We start from the raw sequence: 14679 nt of genomic DNA, 5'->3' as shown, positions 1-14679 counted from the left end.
TTGCCGCCCGGTCAACTCTGCGCCAGTTTCTTCAGCTCATCGGGCTTGATGATGATGAGCTGATGGGTGCCCTTCTTGATGATCCCTTGCTGGGCCAGCATCAGCAGCGTGCGGGTGACCGTTTCGCGGCTGGTGTTGATCATGTTGGCAATGTCCTGGTGGGTCGGCAGGTTCTCCACCACCGCGCCTTCGCCTTCCTTTTCCTTCTTCATCAGGTCGATGTAGCTGACGATGCGCTTGGCGGTGTTATGGATGCTGAGCAGGGCGCGGAATTGGGAGTCGCGCTGCACCTTCTCGGCCAGGAACTTGAGCATCTGATTAGCCACCGACGGCGAGTGCGAAAACAGGTGCAGGGCGGTGGCGCGCGGCAGCAGGGCCACCAGGCAGGGCGTGAGCGCGACCACCGAGGCCGAGCGGATCGAGCCGGTGATGACGGCGATTTCGCCGAAGAAGTCGCCCGGCTGCAGGATGCGCAGGCCGATGGCGCGGCCGTCTTCGGTGATGTCGATGACCTGCAGGCTGCCGGTGATGCAGAACAGCAGGGCGTCGCCGGTGCCCCCTTTTTGCAGGACGATGTCGCGCCGCGCGTACTCGCGGAAGCGCAGTTCGCCCTTCACCAGCTTCATCTCCTCCTCGCTCAGGTTGGCGAGCAGGGGGATCTTGCGCAGGTGGACCTGGACCTCGACCTGTTGCGGGGTCGGCGCGGCCGTGCCGGAGTCGGCGGGCAGGGCCTCGGGTTGTCGGTTCTCGTCCGTCATGTGTTTCGATTATCCAATGTGCGGAGCGGCGAGGGCCACACCCGCAGCGGCGATGCCAGCTGCGTTGGCGGCCATGTCCCGCCAGCAGAAGGTGCGTCCGGGCACCAGTTTCTGCAAGAGCTCGATACCCCAGCTGGCGGCCAGCACGGCGGCCAGTACGGCCACGGTGGGCCAGAGGCCGTCCACCAGGCGTCCGGCCAGCCAGGCGGCAAATCCGAAGCAGCCGAAGTGCAGCAGCTTGTCATGCGGCAGGATCGGCAGCTTGCCGACCGGCGTCAGGCAGCCGATGGCGATGCCGAGGGCGCTGGCCAGCAGCAGGATCACTTCCCAGCGCATCAGGGCCCGTCCCGGCGCACCGACCGCTGGACGGCGTGACCATGTTTTAAATTTTGACGCCTCACGGTCCGTCCCAGCGCCAATTCAGCTGAACAGCATGGCCATTATATTGAAACAGCGAGATGTTCTCGCGGTTGTGGATGTCCCGCCACTCAAACTGCAGGCTGTTGTGCTTGTTGATCTGCCAGCTGCCGCCCAGGCGCCACTGGCGCGTGCTTTGGTGCCGCACCACATCGATCAGTCCTTCGGAATAGACGGTCTGGCCATGCCAGTCCTGCCTGCTCCAGCCCAGTTCGCTACTGAAATGTTCATTGATACGCCACTGGTACAGGGCCGAGCCGTACCAGCCATGCCGGTTGCCGCCGAGACGCGCGGTGGCACCACGGTCCGCCATCCGCCCCAGGCCCAGCTGCAGCTGCTGGCCCTCGCCACGCCGCTGCAGCATGACGCCCGCCTCGCCATTGTCGGCGTCGAAGGCATGCCGGCTGACGTACTGCACGTGGCCCAGCGCACCCGACAGCGCAAAGTCGAACTGGCCCGGCAGCTTGAACGGCGGCGCCAGCTGACCCTGCACCAGCGCCTGGCTCTGGTACATCTTGCCACCCAGCGTGACGGCGCTGACGCTGCCGCTGGCCCGCGCGCCCCAGTTGCCGATGGTGAACGGACGCAGCACGCCCGCCAGCACGGCGGCGGTGTCCTGTGCGCGCAGCGAGTCGTAGCGGCGGGCCCGCACCTGGGCAAAGGCCAGCGTGCCCTTCTGGCTCAGCTCGCGCGTAAAGTCGAGTGCCAGCTGGGCATAGCCGTCGCTTTGCGGCAGATAGTCTGGCGAGAGGGTCTGCTCGACCTGATTGGACCCGCTGCCGATCACGAACACCGGGTTGCTGGCGCCCTGGTTGACGTTGTCATCGAAGCCACGCGTGAGCACCGCGCCCCAGAAGCTGCGCGGCTGCCACCCGCGGCAGCCGGTCTGGCGGTTGGTATTGATGACTTCCAGGATGCCGACCGAGGGGGCGAAGCGCACTTCGATCTCGCGGAACAGGCGCTCGGCTTCCACCGCGTGTCCCAGCGAGCATTGGCTGATGGCCAGGTCCAGCCAGGCGCCCGCGTGCTGGGGTTCCAGCTCGATCAGGTGCTCCAGCGCCGCGCGGGCCTCTTCCAGCTTGCCTTCGCCCATCAGCTGGACGGCCTTCAGGTACAGCTCCTGTTCCTTTTCCGGCGGCGCCGTCTCGTTGGCCAGCGCGGGCAGGGCGCAGGCCAGCAGCAGGGCGGCGAATCCGGCACGCAGCCGGTGCATCCAGATCATCAGGCCGCCTCCCGCGCCGGGAGGTCGAAGGTGTAGACCGTGACCGGTTTTTCTTTGCCGCGCAGCATGCGCTCGCCCAGCGTCAGGAAGCGGTGGCGCCTGGCGCGCGCCACGGTGCCCTGGCCGATGATGACGTCGTACGGGTAGTCGCGCGCGGCTTGCTCCAGGCGGGCGGCGGTGTTCACGCTGTCGCCGACGGCAGTGTAGATGCTGCGCAGGCTGCTGCCGTAGTCGCCTGCCATGGCGGTGCCGCTTTCGATGCCGATGCGCACGCGCAGGCGCGATTTGCCGTCGCGCTCGCGGGCGGCGGAGAAGCGTTGGACCTCCTCCAGGATGGCGAGGGCGGCGTCCAGGGCCAGGTCGGCGTGCTCGTCCTGCGGCAGCGGGGCGCCCCAGAAGGCAACCAGGCCGTCGCCGGTGTACTTGTCCAGGGTGCCGTGCTTGTCCAGTACCGGGCGGGTCAGGCAGTCGAGGAAGCCGGTGGTCAGGCGCGCGGCCTCTTCCACGGGGAGGGCTTCGACGTGGGTCGTGTAGCCCTCGAGGTCGGCGATCAGGGTGGTGACTTCCAGCTGGCGCGGGGCCAGCGGATCCTTCAGGTCGCGGCGCAGCAGCTCGTCGACCACCGAGGTGGCCACGTACTGGCGCAGCGTGCCCAGCAGCTGGCGCGACTTGCGCTGGGCCAGCTGCCAGTGGAAGGGCACGGCCACGCCCAGCAGGAACAGGGCGGCCAGCAGCGGGCCGGCGGTCGAGAACGTCGGGTCGTGCGGCGCGGCCGCATAGGCCACGCCGAGCCACAGGGCGGCGGCGCCGGCCAGCAGCAAGACATTGGTGACGGCCGAGAAACGCGGCAGGCTCAGGAAGGCGAGGCCGGCCAGGCCGAGGCCGAACAGCATCCCCAGCGTGCGGCCGGGCCAGGGCGTGGGGGCGGTCCCGGCCTGCAGGTCCAGCAGGCCGGACAGCAGTTCGGCGTGAATCAGCAGGCCCGGGGTGTAGGAGCCCAGCGGGCTGGCGACCTTGTCGCCGATGGACAGGGCGCTGGAGCCGATCAGGACCAGCTTGCCAGCGGCCTGGGCCTGGCTCAGGCGGCCGTCCAGGACATCGCCGGCCGAGACGTTGGCGTAGGCTTCGGGCGTGCGCGCCAGCGGCACCCGCATCACGTTGGGGACCTCGGGCACCGGCCCGGCGCAGCAGCCGAGCAGGGCCAGGGTCAAGGTCGGGTAGCGGCGGCCCTGGAACCAGCTGTACATGGGCACGCGGCGCAGGATGCCGTCGCGGTCCGGCTCGATGGTAATGTTGCCCGCGTACTGGGCGTGGGCCAGCCCGGCGTGGTTGGCCAGGAAGCCGGAGGCCGGCTTGCCGTTGCCCGCGGGCGCCGGCTCGCCGCCCACCAGCACGCCGCCGCGCAATGGATCGGGCCCGGGCGCAAAGTCCAGCAGCTGGGCCAGCACCAGCGGGGCGTGTCCGGCCAGCGCGGCCAGGCGGGCGTCGCCCTCGGGGTCGGCCGGTTCCTTGAAGGTGATGTCGAGCGCCACCCCGCGCGCGCCGGCCTGGAGCGTGTTCTCGATCAGGTCCGCCATGCGCGCACGCGGCCAGGGCCAGGGGTGCCGGCCCAGGGTGGCTTCGTCGATATCGACCATCAAGATGCGGGTTTCGGGAGCGGGGGAGGCGTGCAGGCGGATGAAGGCGTCGCGCAGCCACTCGTCGGCGGGACGGGCGAGGCCGCCCAGTTCGGCCCAGGCCGCCAGCAGCACGGCCGCGCTGCAGATGGCCAGCCGCGCCAGGACGACGGGGCCGCGCAGGTCGCGGAAGGTAGCCGGCAGCTTCATCGGGTGCGTGGACGGCGGTCCACTAAGCCTCTCGATACGGTGGAAATGGCGCAGTATACCGGTTTGTGCCGGGCAGAACCACCGTCGGACCAGTCTGGACGAGTCCGTTACATGTGGTGACGAAATTGCTGAAAAGTTCCACACGGGCGCACTGTACAATGTGACGGCGGTCACAGCACCGTAGGGATCAGGCGCGCACAATGCACGCTAGGAGAAAACCACCATGCGCAAGCTCATACTATTGTTCAGCCTGTTTGCCCTCGCGGCCGCGGCGTCCGCCGAAGAGGCGGGCCGGGTCGTGTTCGTGGCCGGCAAGGCCCAGGTCGCAACGCGCCCGGCTGCCCTGGAGGCGGCGGTGCAGGAAGGCGACGAGCTGAGCACCGGTGCGGACGGCTATATCTATATGAAGACCGTGGACAACGGCTTCCTGATCCTGCGCCCGAATTCGCGCGCCAAGGTCGTGGCCTACCACGTGGACAAGGCCGATCCGTCCCAGACCCGCGTCAAGCTGGAGCTGCTGTCGGGCGTGGCGCGGTCGATCTCGGGCACCGCGGTCAAGCAGGCGCGCCAGAATTTCCGTTTCAACACCCCGGTCGCGGCCATTGGCGTGCGCGGCACCGACTTCATCGTCTACACCAATGAGCAGAGCTCGTGGGTGTCGGTGGTGTCGGGCGGCGTGGTCGTCAGCGGCTTTGCGGGCGCTTGCGGGCCGGAAGGCGGCGGGCCGTGCGAAGGCGCCGCGTCGCGCGAACTGTTTGCCGGGCGGCCAGACGTGATGCTGCAGGTGCAGCGCGGCCAGAACGTGCCGCAGCTGCTGCAGGGTGCCGCGGTGGCGCCGGAGCTGAACGTGCCGGCGCGGCCGGACGAGCCGGTCGGCAAGGTTGCGCCGACCCCGTTGACCAAGGGCACCATGGGCGATGTAAGCCTGGATGTGGCCAAGAGCACGGGGCAGGTGCTGAACCAGCAGCTGCCGCCGAAGCCGCCGACCGACCCGATCACGCCGCCGCCGGTGGTGGTGGTCGAGCCGGAGCCGGATCCGATCACGCCGCCGCCTCCGCCGCCGGTGGAGGTGCCGAAGGGGCCGCCGGAGATTATTTGGGGGCGCTGGAAGTCGTTCGCCGGCTTGGCCACCACGCCGGAAGAGATCGCCAAGATCAAGGCGGAGGCGGGGCAGAACACGGTGCTGTACGGCGCCTACCTGATCGGCCGCCCGAACAGCTCTTCGTTCGTCCTGCCGACGGAGGGCAAGGCATCGTTCACGCTGACCGAGAGCGAAGCCTTCCTCCAGCGCGATACGCAGCTGGCGCAGGCGGCATCCGTCAAGGACGCCAAGCTGAGCGTGGACTTCGGAGCGCGTTCGTTCGACACCTCGCTGACTGTCTACAACGACATGGGGCAGGTGAATGTGTCGGCCACGGGCGAGATCGCGCGCAACGGCGTGTTCGGCAGCTCGCTGCTGTCGCAAGGCGGCAAGGTGCATGGCCTGCTGGGCGGGTCCAGCGCCAACGAGGCGGTGTACAGCTTCAGTTCCGCGTCGACTCCTGGTGGCCTGGTGGCCAGCGGTATCACCCGGTGGACGCGCTGAGTGCCGCGCGCCAAAAGCACAGGTTTCTTGACTTATCGTTTCGTCAAACCGACAATGTTCGCCGCCCCACACGTTGGGGCGGCTTTTTTACGTCTAGCAAAAAGTGAGATTTGGTGAGCATCCGTATGCGCTCTGCAGTCGGTAAATGCAGCAATTGCAACCGTACGGATCAGCTCGATTGTAAATATTCAGGCTCGGCGTTTGATGTTTTTTGACGACAGCCGCAAAAAATTCAGATCTTGTGACGGCTGTCACAACATTTGAACAGGGGTGTGGCAAGATACACCCCGAATTCCGCAACCAAGCTCCAGCGGACAAACGGTGGAGCCCGGTAGCGGACTTAAATAACCTGGTAGTTCAATCCTTATAAGGACCCATCATGGCAGCAGCTGATTACACCGCACTCGTACAGGAACTGTACATTTCCTACTTCGGCCGTCCGGCCGATCCGCGCGGTCTGGAAAACTTCTCCAAAGCGCTGGACGCAATCCACGCTCCGACCGACATCGACGCTCTGGTTACTGCCCTGGCATCGCCGGCTGGCCAGAACACCGCCGTCAAGACCCTGATCAACACCAGCTTCAGCAACAGCGACGAAGCCAAAGCCCTGTACAACAACGCCGACAACCTGGCGTTCGTGGGCCAGATCTACAAGAACGTTCTGAATCGCGTTGGCGATGCAGACGGCCTGATCTACTGGGCAAACAAGCTCGACAACCACGAGCTGTCGCGTGAGAACGCCGCGATCGCCATCATGCAAGGCGCGCTGGCAAACGACACCGCACAAGGCCTGAAGGATGCAGCCCTGGTGAACGCCAAGGTCGCAATCGCCACCAACTTCACCACCGGCATCGACACCGGCGAAGAACTGCTGGCTTACTCGGGCAACGCTGCCGCTGCGACCGCACGCGACATGCTGGGCAAGGTCACCTCGACCACCGACGCCACCGCCTTCCAGGCAACCGTGGACGCCACCCTGCAGGGTCTGGTGAACAGCGCTAACCCGGGCCAGACCTACAACCTGACCCAAGGTCTGGACACCATCACCGGCACCTCGGCTAACGACAAGATCAACGCGTTCGCGTTCAACGCCACCACCGGCGCTGACACCACCACCCTGAACTCGGTCGACACGATCGACGGCGGTGCTGGTACCGACACCCTGTTCATCGAAGTTAAAGGCGCAGCTGCGTTCAACGCCAACCTGGTTGGCAAAGTGTCCAACGTCGAGAACATCATCATCGACAACACCGGCAACACCGGTGCAGCTCCGGCTGTGGACGCTTCGAAGTTCGAAGGCGCAACCAACGTCACCCAAGTGACCAAGGCTGGTGCCGTCACCAACCTGGGTTCGACCACCACCGCAACCTTCCAGGGCACCGCACAAGCTCTGTCCGTGGCTTCGGCTTCGGGCACCGCCAACGTCGCGCTGGACGCTGTGGCCGAGACCTCGACCCTGGGCGTGACCGCTGAAACCCTGAACCTGTCGGGCACCGTGGATGACACCAACGGCAACGGCGCTGTGCCGGCCCTGGCCACCACCATGACCATCGGCAAGGACAAGCAGACCGTGACCGTGAACAGCGGCGTGGACGCAGCTGTGACCCTGGTTGAGAACGGCGGTTCGACCAAGCACGTGACCACCTTCGACGCCTCGGCTTCGAGCGGCAGCATCACCTTCGCTGGCGACGTGAACGCTTCGACCATCAAAGGCGGTTCGGGCGACGACGACCTGACCCTGCACACCACCACCAACAAGACCAACGGCATCAACGCAGTTGTGTCCGGCGGCGCAGGCGACGACAGCATCACCGTGACCACCACCGGCGACGGCACCACTAACGTTGATGGCGGCGCAGGCGACGACACCGTCACCGTCACCACCCGTGGCACCGGCAAGCTGACCGTCAACCTGGGCGATGGCACCGACACCTTCACCTCGGCTGTGGCTGTGAATGCTGACGACGTGATCGACGCCGGCGCAGGCAGCGACACTCTGGCCCTGACCCTGGTCGGTGCATCGAACATCGGCGCCTTCGCTGGCTTCGACCTGTTCGACGTGGCCGGTCTGGCAAAGACCCTGGACGTGGATATCCTGGCAACCAAGAACACCGTGACCGAGTTCGTCGGTTCGGACATCCTGGCTGGTAACAGCACCCTGACCAACATCGGTGCCAACGTGGGCTTCCGTGCTACTGGCGACATGGGCACGGCCTCGACCCTGACCCTGACCCAGAAGTCCGCTGGCGCGCTGACCGTGACCATGGACGCTGACCAAGGTGCCGAAGCTGCTGGCGACGACGTCGCAAGCGCAAAAGTGGTGGCCACCAACGCCACCTCCCTGAGCGCTGTGTTCGACACTTCGTATGCTAACAAGGCAGGTTCGAAGACTGGCGAAACCGCTGCTACCGACAACGTCACCACCCTGAACCTGACCGGTTCCGCAGCGACGACCCTGTCCGTGACCTCGGGCGGCACCAACTCGCAGAACGTCCTGGTGTACGACGCAGCGACGAAAGCCACCGCGATCACCGTGACCGGCGCCCAGCACCTGGATCTGACCGTCAACAACGTCGGCACCAAGCTGACCTCGATCGACGCTTCGGCTTCGACCGGTGGTCTGTCGGTCTCGACCGCTTCGGTCTCCGATACCGGCACCATCAAGCTGGGTTCGGGCGTTGACACCGTGACCGTGGCTGCTTCGTCGGCTGGCTCGACTGGCTTCGAATCCGTGGCCAACTTCGAGAAGGCTGCTGCTGCTGCAGTGGGTTCGGACGCAACTGCCAAGGCTGCTGCCCAGGCTGATGCTGACACTCTGTTCTTCGCCGCGACCCGTGGCGTGGCTGATGCTGGTGACTTCACCGCCGGCGGCGTGACCGGTTCGGTCAATGCCAAGGGCGTGCTGGTGTTCTCCGGTGCAGGTCCGGCTGACCTGGCTGCTGCCCTGGCAGTGGCTGATGCAGCCGCCAACGGCGCGGGCGAAGTGGTGGCTTTCGAATACCTGGGTAACACCTTCGTGTTCGATGGCGACAGCAACGCGGTTGTGAAGCTGGTCGGCGTGACCGGCGTCACCCAACTGGGTGAAACCACCGGCGGCGACCACTTCTTCGTGGTCTAAGATTGGATCCAGGCTCTCTCGGGAGCCAGTCTCTTCGCAAAAGCCCTGCGGCCCTGGCCGTGGGGCTTTTTCGTCTCTATCTGTAAAAAAATGTGATGTACGTCACATTTCTGCCCGGTTTTGGTAGATAATGGCGCGTGGCCACAGCCTCGTCTGTAGCGCGCCCGCGCCCAGGCGCTTATCCGACCATCACCGTCAATGAAAAAAACTCCTCAGCCCAAGAACGAAATCCAGCTCGCACTCGCGGGCTTCAAGAAAACGTTCGCCACCGTCGGTGCCTTCAGTGCCGTCAGCAACCTGCTGATGCTGGTCCCGTCGATCTACATGCTCCAGGTGTACGACCGCGTTCTGGCTAGCCGTAACGAGATCACCCTGCTGATGCTGACCCTCATGATGTTGGGGGCCTACCTCCTGATGTCGGCGCTCGACATGATGCGCAGCTTCGTGCTGGTGCGGGTGGGTGCAAAGCTGGACATGCAGCTCAACAAGCGCGTCTACACCGCCGCCTTCGAGCAGAACCTCAAGCGCGCCGGATCCAATGCGGGCCAAGCCCTGAGCGACTTGACGAACGTGCGCCAGTTCTTGACCGGGAATGCCCTGTTCGCATTCTTTGATGCTCCCTGGTTCCCGGTTTACCTGCTTGTCATCTTCGCCTTCGAACCTTGGCTGGGCCTGTTCGCGCTGTGCGGTACGGCGATCCTGGTGCTGCTGGCCTACATCAACGAGAAGGTGACCCACGAACCACTCAAGGCCGCCAATGCGATGGCCGTCATGTCGGGCAACCTGGCCACCAACAACCTGCGCAACGCCGAAGTCATCGAATCGATGGGCATGCTGCCGAACCTGCTGGGCCGTTGGTTCAAGCTACACAGTAAGTTTCTGCACCTGCAGGCGGAGGCGAGCGAACGCGCCGGCATCGTCCAGGCCTGTACCAAGTTCTTCCAGACCTCACTGCAGTCGCTGGTGCTGGGCATGGGTGCCCTGCTGGTGCTCGACAACAAAATCACTCCGGGGATGATGATTGCAGCATCGATCCTGGTCGGTCGCGCGCTGGCGCCGGTGCAGCAGATCATATCCGTGTGGAAAAGCTGGGCGAACACGCGCAGCTCCTACGAGCGCCTGGTCAGCCTGCTGCAAGCCTATCCCGAGCGTGACGCCGGTATGGCCTTGCCCCAGCCGCAAGGTGCGGTCACCGTGGAAGGCGTCACCGCCGCCCCGCCGGGCTCGCAGACCGCCGTCATCAAGGGGCTGACCTTCGCCATCAACCAAGGTGACGTGGTCGGCATTGTCGGCCCGAGCGGCTCGGGCAAGTCGACCTTGGCACGCCTACTGGTTGGTATCTGGCCGGCCTTTGCGGGCAAGGTGCGCCTGGACGGTGCAGACATCTATGCCTGGAACAAGGCCGAACTCGGGCCGCATATCGGTTACCTGCCGCAGGATATCGAACTGTTCGCTGGTTCGGTCAGCGACAATATCGCCCGCTTCGGCGAAGTCGATCCGGAGAAGGTCGTGCAAGCGGCCAAGCGGGCCGGCGTGCATGACCTGATCCTGCATTTGCCGCAAGGTTACGACACCGCGCTGGGCGAAGGCGGCGCCGGTCTCTCCGGTGGCCAGCGGCAGCGGATCGCCTTGGCCCGCGCCATGTACGGTGACCCTGCCTTGGTCGTGTTGGACGAACCGAACTCCAACCTGGACGACGTTGGTGAAGTGGCCCTGGTGCAGGCAATCCAGGATCTGCGTGCTCGCGGCAAGACCATCGTCCTGATCACGCACCGCACCAGCGCGATTGCCGCCACCACCAAGCTGCTGGTGCTGCGCGACGGCGTGGGCGACATGTACGGTCCGACCCAGCAGGTCCTCGCCGCGCTACAGCAGCGCAACGTGCAGGCTCAGCAGCAAATGCAGGCTGCCCGCCAGCAGCAACAGGCCCAGCAGAGCCAAACCCAGCCGGACTCGGGTGTGGACGGTCAGGAGGCCGCCCGCCAGGCTGCAGCAGCTGAAGCCACTCAGATGGCACAACAGACCGCACCGGCCGGGAACGGCTCTGCGGCGGAACAGGAATGAATATGAAGCTGATTGGCAAAGAGTCGCCCGCCGAAGTCGTGTCGCACGATGTCGAGCCGCTGACCGTACACACCGACCCCTCGCGCTACAGCCGTCTCGGCTGGCTGATCGTGCTCGCGGGCGTCGGTATCTTTCTGCTCTGGGCCGCTTTCGCTCCGCTCGACAAGGGTGTTCCGCTAAACGGTTTCGTGACCAAGGAAGGCAACCGCAAGGCGGTGCAGCACCTGACTGGCGGCACCGTGGACGACATCCTGGTCAAGGACGGCGATGTTGTTAAGAAGGGCCAGGTGCTGGTCCGCATGAACGCCGTGCAGAGCAAGTCGCAGGCCGACATTAACCTCGTCCAATACTATGCCGCCCGTGCCGTCGAGGCACGTCTGCATGCGGAACTGGAAGGCAAAAAGACCATCGCCTTCCCGAAAACGCTCGAAGCGTACCGCACTGATCCGCGCGTGAACGACGCCATGTCCTTGCAGAACCAGCTGATGATCTCGCGCGGCCTGGCGCTGCAGAACGAACTGGGCGCCATTGACGAGAACATCGCCGGCCTCAAGATGCAGGCCCGCGGCCTTGAAGAGTCGCGCGACAGCATGAAGCAGCAGATGACCATCATCAAGGAGCAGCTCGACAGCATGCGGGACCTGGCCGCCGAAGGCTACGTGGCCCGTAACCGCCTGCTCGACACCCAGCGCACCTACGCCCAGCTGAGCGGCGCGGTGTCGGAAGCGATCGGCAATATCGGCCGCGCCAACCGCCAGGTGCTGGAGATGGGCCTGCGCCGCGCCCAGCGCGTGCAAGAATTCCAGCGCGATGCCCGCACCCAGCTGACTGACATCGAGAAAGAAGCGGACGCCCTCCAGGCCCGCTTGGCCGCGCTCGAGTACGATTTGGCGAATGCCGAAGTCAAAGCGCCGGTGGATGGCATCGTGGTCGGCCTCAACGTGTTCACCCGCGGCGGTGTGGTCACGCCGGGCTACCGCCTGATGGACCTGGTGCCAGCGGACGATCCGCTGATTGTGGAAGGGCAGCTGCCGGTCAACCTGGTGGATCGCGTCCATCCAGGCCTCAAGGTCGATCTGATATTCTCGGCCTTTAACAGCAACAAAACCCCGCACATTCCGGGCGAAGTCACTACTGTCTCGGCCGACCGTGCGGTGGACGAACATTCCGGCATGCCGTACTACAAAGTGCGGGCCCGCGTGACGCCGGAAGGTGCGCGCCTGATCTCGTCGCATCATCTGGAAGTCCGCCCCGGCATGCCGGTGGAGCTGTTTGTCAAGACTGGCGAGCGCACCATGATGAGCTACCTGCTCAAGCCGATCTTCGACCGCGCCCACAGCTCGATGTCGGAGGAATGACCATGTGCCTGCGATCGCCTCTTCGCCCGCTTCGTTGTCTCGCCCTGGCGGTGGCCGGCCTGGCCGCCGCCGGCCAGGCCGGTGCCGTGACCTTCATGCAGGCCTACGAGGCCGCATTGAAGAACGACCCCACCTACCGCATCAGCATCCACGAAAACGCCTACACCCGCGAGAACAAGGCGCTAGCGCGAGCGGGGCTACTGCCGAATGTGAGCGCCAGCTACTACGCCAATAAGAACCGCGCCGACCTGCAGACCTTCGGTCCCTTCGGTGGCCTGACGCACCCGCAGTACATCAGCCGCGGGCGTTCGGTGTCAATGCGTCAGCCGCTGCTCGACCTGGAGGGCATCATGCGCTACCGCGAGGCATCGGCCCAGGTACGGTCGGCGGATTTCCTGCTTGGATCGCAGACCGACCAGGCCGTGCTGCGCATGGCAAGCGCCTACTTCGACGCTGCGCTGGCGAAGAACACCCTGGCCTTGGCCATCGCCCAGCGCGACATGTACAAGGAACAGGCGGCGGTCAACGCGCGCCTGTTCGAAAAAGGCGAGGGCACCAAGACCGACATGCTGGAAACGGCCGCTCGGCTCGACCAGGCTGAGGCTCAGGTGATCGAGGCCCAGGACACGTTGGCGGCCAATACGCATGCGCTGGCCGAGATCATCGGCATGGAGCCGGGCGAGCTGCAGGAGATCAAACCGGAGTTCCGCTTCGCTCCCCTGGAGCCGCAGATTTTCGAAGACTGGCGTGCCATCGCGCTGCGCAACAACAAGGACGTCCTGGCCGCGCGCGAGTCCGTGGAAGCCGCCCGCATCGACATTCAGCGATCCCGTTCCCAGCATGCGCCGCGCGTGGACCTGGTGGCGCAATACGCCAAGAATGATTCCGAGACCCTCAACACCTACCAGCAGAACAGCTTGAACCGCTCGATCGGCGTGCAGGTGAACATCCCGATTTTCTCGGGTGGCCAGATCACCGCGCAGACCCGCCAGTCGGCGGCAGGATATGAGCGCGCGCAGGCGGACCTCGATGCCCGTACCGGCCGCGTGACCCTGGAGCTGCGCCGGGCGCACGACCTGGTACAGTCCAGTGTCACCCACATCAATGCGCTGGAAAAGGCAGTCAGCTCGGCCCAGCTGCTGGTGACAGCCACCACGCAGAGCATCAAGGGCGGTGTGCGCATCAACCTGGACCTGCTCAACGCGCAGCAGCAGCTCATCAACGTCAAGCGCGACCTGGCCCAGGCCCGCTACGCCTACCTGCTGGCCGTGCTGCGCCTGCGCGTGGCGGCAGGCACTCTGGATACGACCGACGTGAAGACGGTGGCGACGAACCTGATCTGATTCTTCGTTGGCCAGTCAGACAAAAGGCCGGACTGCTCGCGCAGGTCCGGCCTTTTCATTGGGGCAGTGCTGGTTACGCCGCGCTCTGCTTGTCCTTCGCGCAGTGCGGACAGGAGACGCCGACCACGAACTCCGGTGACAGCTGCTCGCGCGGCGTCACGACGGCGCGGCAGGCGAAGCACTGGGTCGTCTCGGTCGGTTCCAGTTGCGGATTGAGCGCGGTACGGTAGTCGAACACGAAGCAGTCGCCCGTGTAGTGCGCGCCGCCCACGTCCTCGAAGTACTTGAGGATCCCGCCTTCGAGCTGGTACACATTGTCGTAGCCGACGTTCTGCATGTGGATCGCCGCCTTCTCGCAGCGGATTCCGCCGGTGCAGAAGGTCACCACCGTCTTGCCCTCGAAGTCCGCCTTGTGCGCCTCGATCACGGCCGGGAATTCGGTGAACTTGTGCAGGCGGTAGTCGACCACATTCTCGAACGTGCCCACGTCCACTTCATAGTCGTTGCGGGTATCGACCATCACCACCGGCTTGCCGGCGTCATCATGCCCCTGGTCCAGCCAGCGCTTGAGGGTCTGCGCATCCACCGCGGGCGCGCGGCCCAGTTCCGGTTTGATGAGGGGCATGCGCATAGTGATGATTTCTTTTTTCAGCTTCACCAGCATGCGCTTGTGCGACTGCTCGGCCGAATAGCTTTCCTTCACCTCGATGTCCGCAAAGCGCTCGTCCTGGCGCAGCCAGGCCAGGTAGCGGTCGATGTTCGCGCGCGTCCCGGACAGGAACATGTTGATGCCTTCGGGCGTCAGCAGGATCGTGCCCTTCAGGTCGAGCTTCTGGCAGATCGCCTGGAATTCCGGGCGCTTCGTCTCCGTGTCATCGAAGGAGATGAACTTGTAAGCGGCGATATTGACGTAGGGGGCGGAGGAGGGTGCTGCGGCTTGCATAATCGTTCACATGGGCGAAACAGGACCCTCCATTATACCTCCGGC

At 65.1% G+C, this 14679-nt stretch carries 10 protein-coding genes; 5 read left to right on the top strand and 5 right to left on the bottom strand.

Annotation, left to right across the window (positions count from 1 at the left end; genetic code table 11):
* Positions 1-11 precede the first annotated feature (11 nt).
* The 4 genes from E4L96_RS00355 to E4L96_RS00340 form a co-directional block, all read right to left on the bottom strand.
* Positions 12-758 carry a Crp/Fnr family transcriptional regulator gene (locus E4L96_RS00355; RefSeq protein ID WP_135205256.1) on the bottom strand — a complete coding sequence of 249 codons (747 nt, stop codon included), beginning with the start codon at positions 756-758 and terminating at the stop codon, positions 12-14.
* Between the two features lie 9 nt (positions 759-767).
* Complete coding sequence (locus E4L96_RS00350; RefSeq protein WP_135205255.1) at positions 768-1094, bottom strand: VanZ family protein; 327 nt, start codon at positions 1092-1094, stop codon at positions 768-770.
* Between the two features lie 61 nt (positions 1095-1155).
* Positions 1156-2397, bottom strand: coding sequence for a tetratricopeptide repeat protein (locus E4L96_RS00345; RefSeq protein WP_135205254.1), 1242 nt, complete (start codon positions 2395-2397; stop codon positions 1156-1158).
* Positions 2397-4223 (bottom strand): CHASE2 domain-containing protein, encoded by a 1827-nt coding sequence (locus E4L96_RS00340; RefSeq protein WP_135205253.1) that lies wholly within the window; start codon positions 4221-4223, stop codon positions 2397-2399. The genes E4L96_RS00345 and E4L96_RS00340 overlap by 1 nt, the downstream gene beginning before the upstream one ends.
* Before the next feature lie 223 nt (positions 4224-4446).
* On the opposite strand from E4L96_RS00340, the gene E4L96_RS00335 reads away from it, so the two are divergent.
* The 5 genes from E4L96_RS00335 to E4L96_RS00315 all read left to right on the top strand — a co-directional run bounded on the left by E4L96_RS00335 (position 4447) and on the right by E4L96_RS00315 (position 13691).
* Positions 4447-5808: a FecR family protein gene (locus E4L96_RS00335; RefSeq protein WP_135205252.1), complete on the top strand. Its 1362-nt coding sequence runs from the start codon at positions 4447-4449 to the stop codon at positions 5806-5808.
* A 379-nt stretch (positions 5809-6187) separates the two neighbouring features.
* Positions 6188-8926 (top strand): DUF4214 domain-containing protein, encoded by a 2739-nt coding sequence (locus E4L96_RS00330; RefSeq protein WP_135205251.1) that lies wholly within the window; start codon positions 6188-6190, stop codon positions 8924-8926.
* A 198-nt stretch (positions 8927-9124) separates the two neighbouring features.
* Positions 9125-10990, top strand: a complete 1866-nt coding sequence (locus E4L96_RS00325; protein ID WP_135205250.1) for a type I secretion system permease/ATPase — start codon at positions 9125-9127, stop codon at positions 10988-10990.
* Positions 10991-10992: 2 nt separating this feature from the next.
* On the top strand, positions 10993-12348 hold the full coding sequence (locus E4L96_RS00320) for an HlyD family type I secretion periplasmic adaptor subunit (RefSeq protein WP_135205249.1): 1356 nt from the start codon (positions 10993-10995) through the stop codon (positions 12346-12348).
* 2 nt (positions 12349-12350) lie between these two features.
* The gene (locus tag E4L96_RS00315) at positions 12351-13691 is read left to right on the top strand and encodes a TolC family outer membrane protein (RefSeq protein WP_135205248.1); all 1341 of its coding nucleotides are present in this window, start codon (positions 12351-12353) and stop codon (positions 13689-13691) included.
* Positions 13692-13764: 73 nt separating this feature from the next.
* Here E4L96_RS00315 and E4L96_RS00310 read toward each other — a convergent pair whose 3' ends face one another.
* Positions 13765-14634, bottom strand: coding sequence for a sulfurtransferase (locus E4L96_RS00310; protein ID WP_135205247.1), 870 nt, complete (start codon positions 14632-14634; stop codon positions 13765-13767).
* Positions 14635-14679 lie beyond the last annotated feature (45 nt).

Source organism: Zemynaea arenosa (genome assembly GCF_004614185.1).
In the GTDB taxonomy this organism is placed as follows: Bacteria; Pseudomonadota; Gammaproteobacteria; order Burkholderiales; family Burkholderiaceae_D; genus Telluria; species Telluria arenosa.
This window is presented reverse-complemented; position numbering and strand designations above follow the sequence as displayed.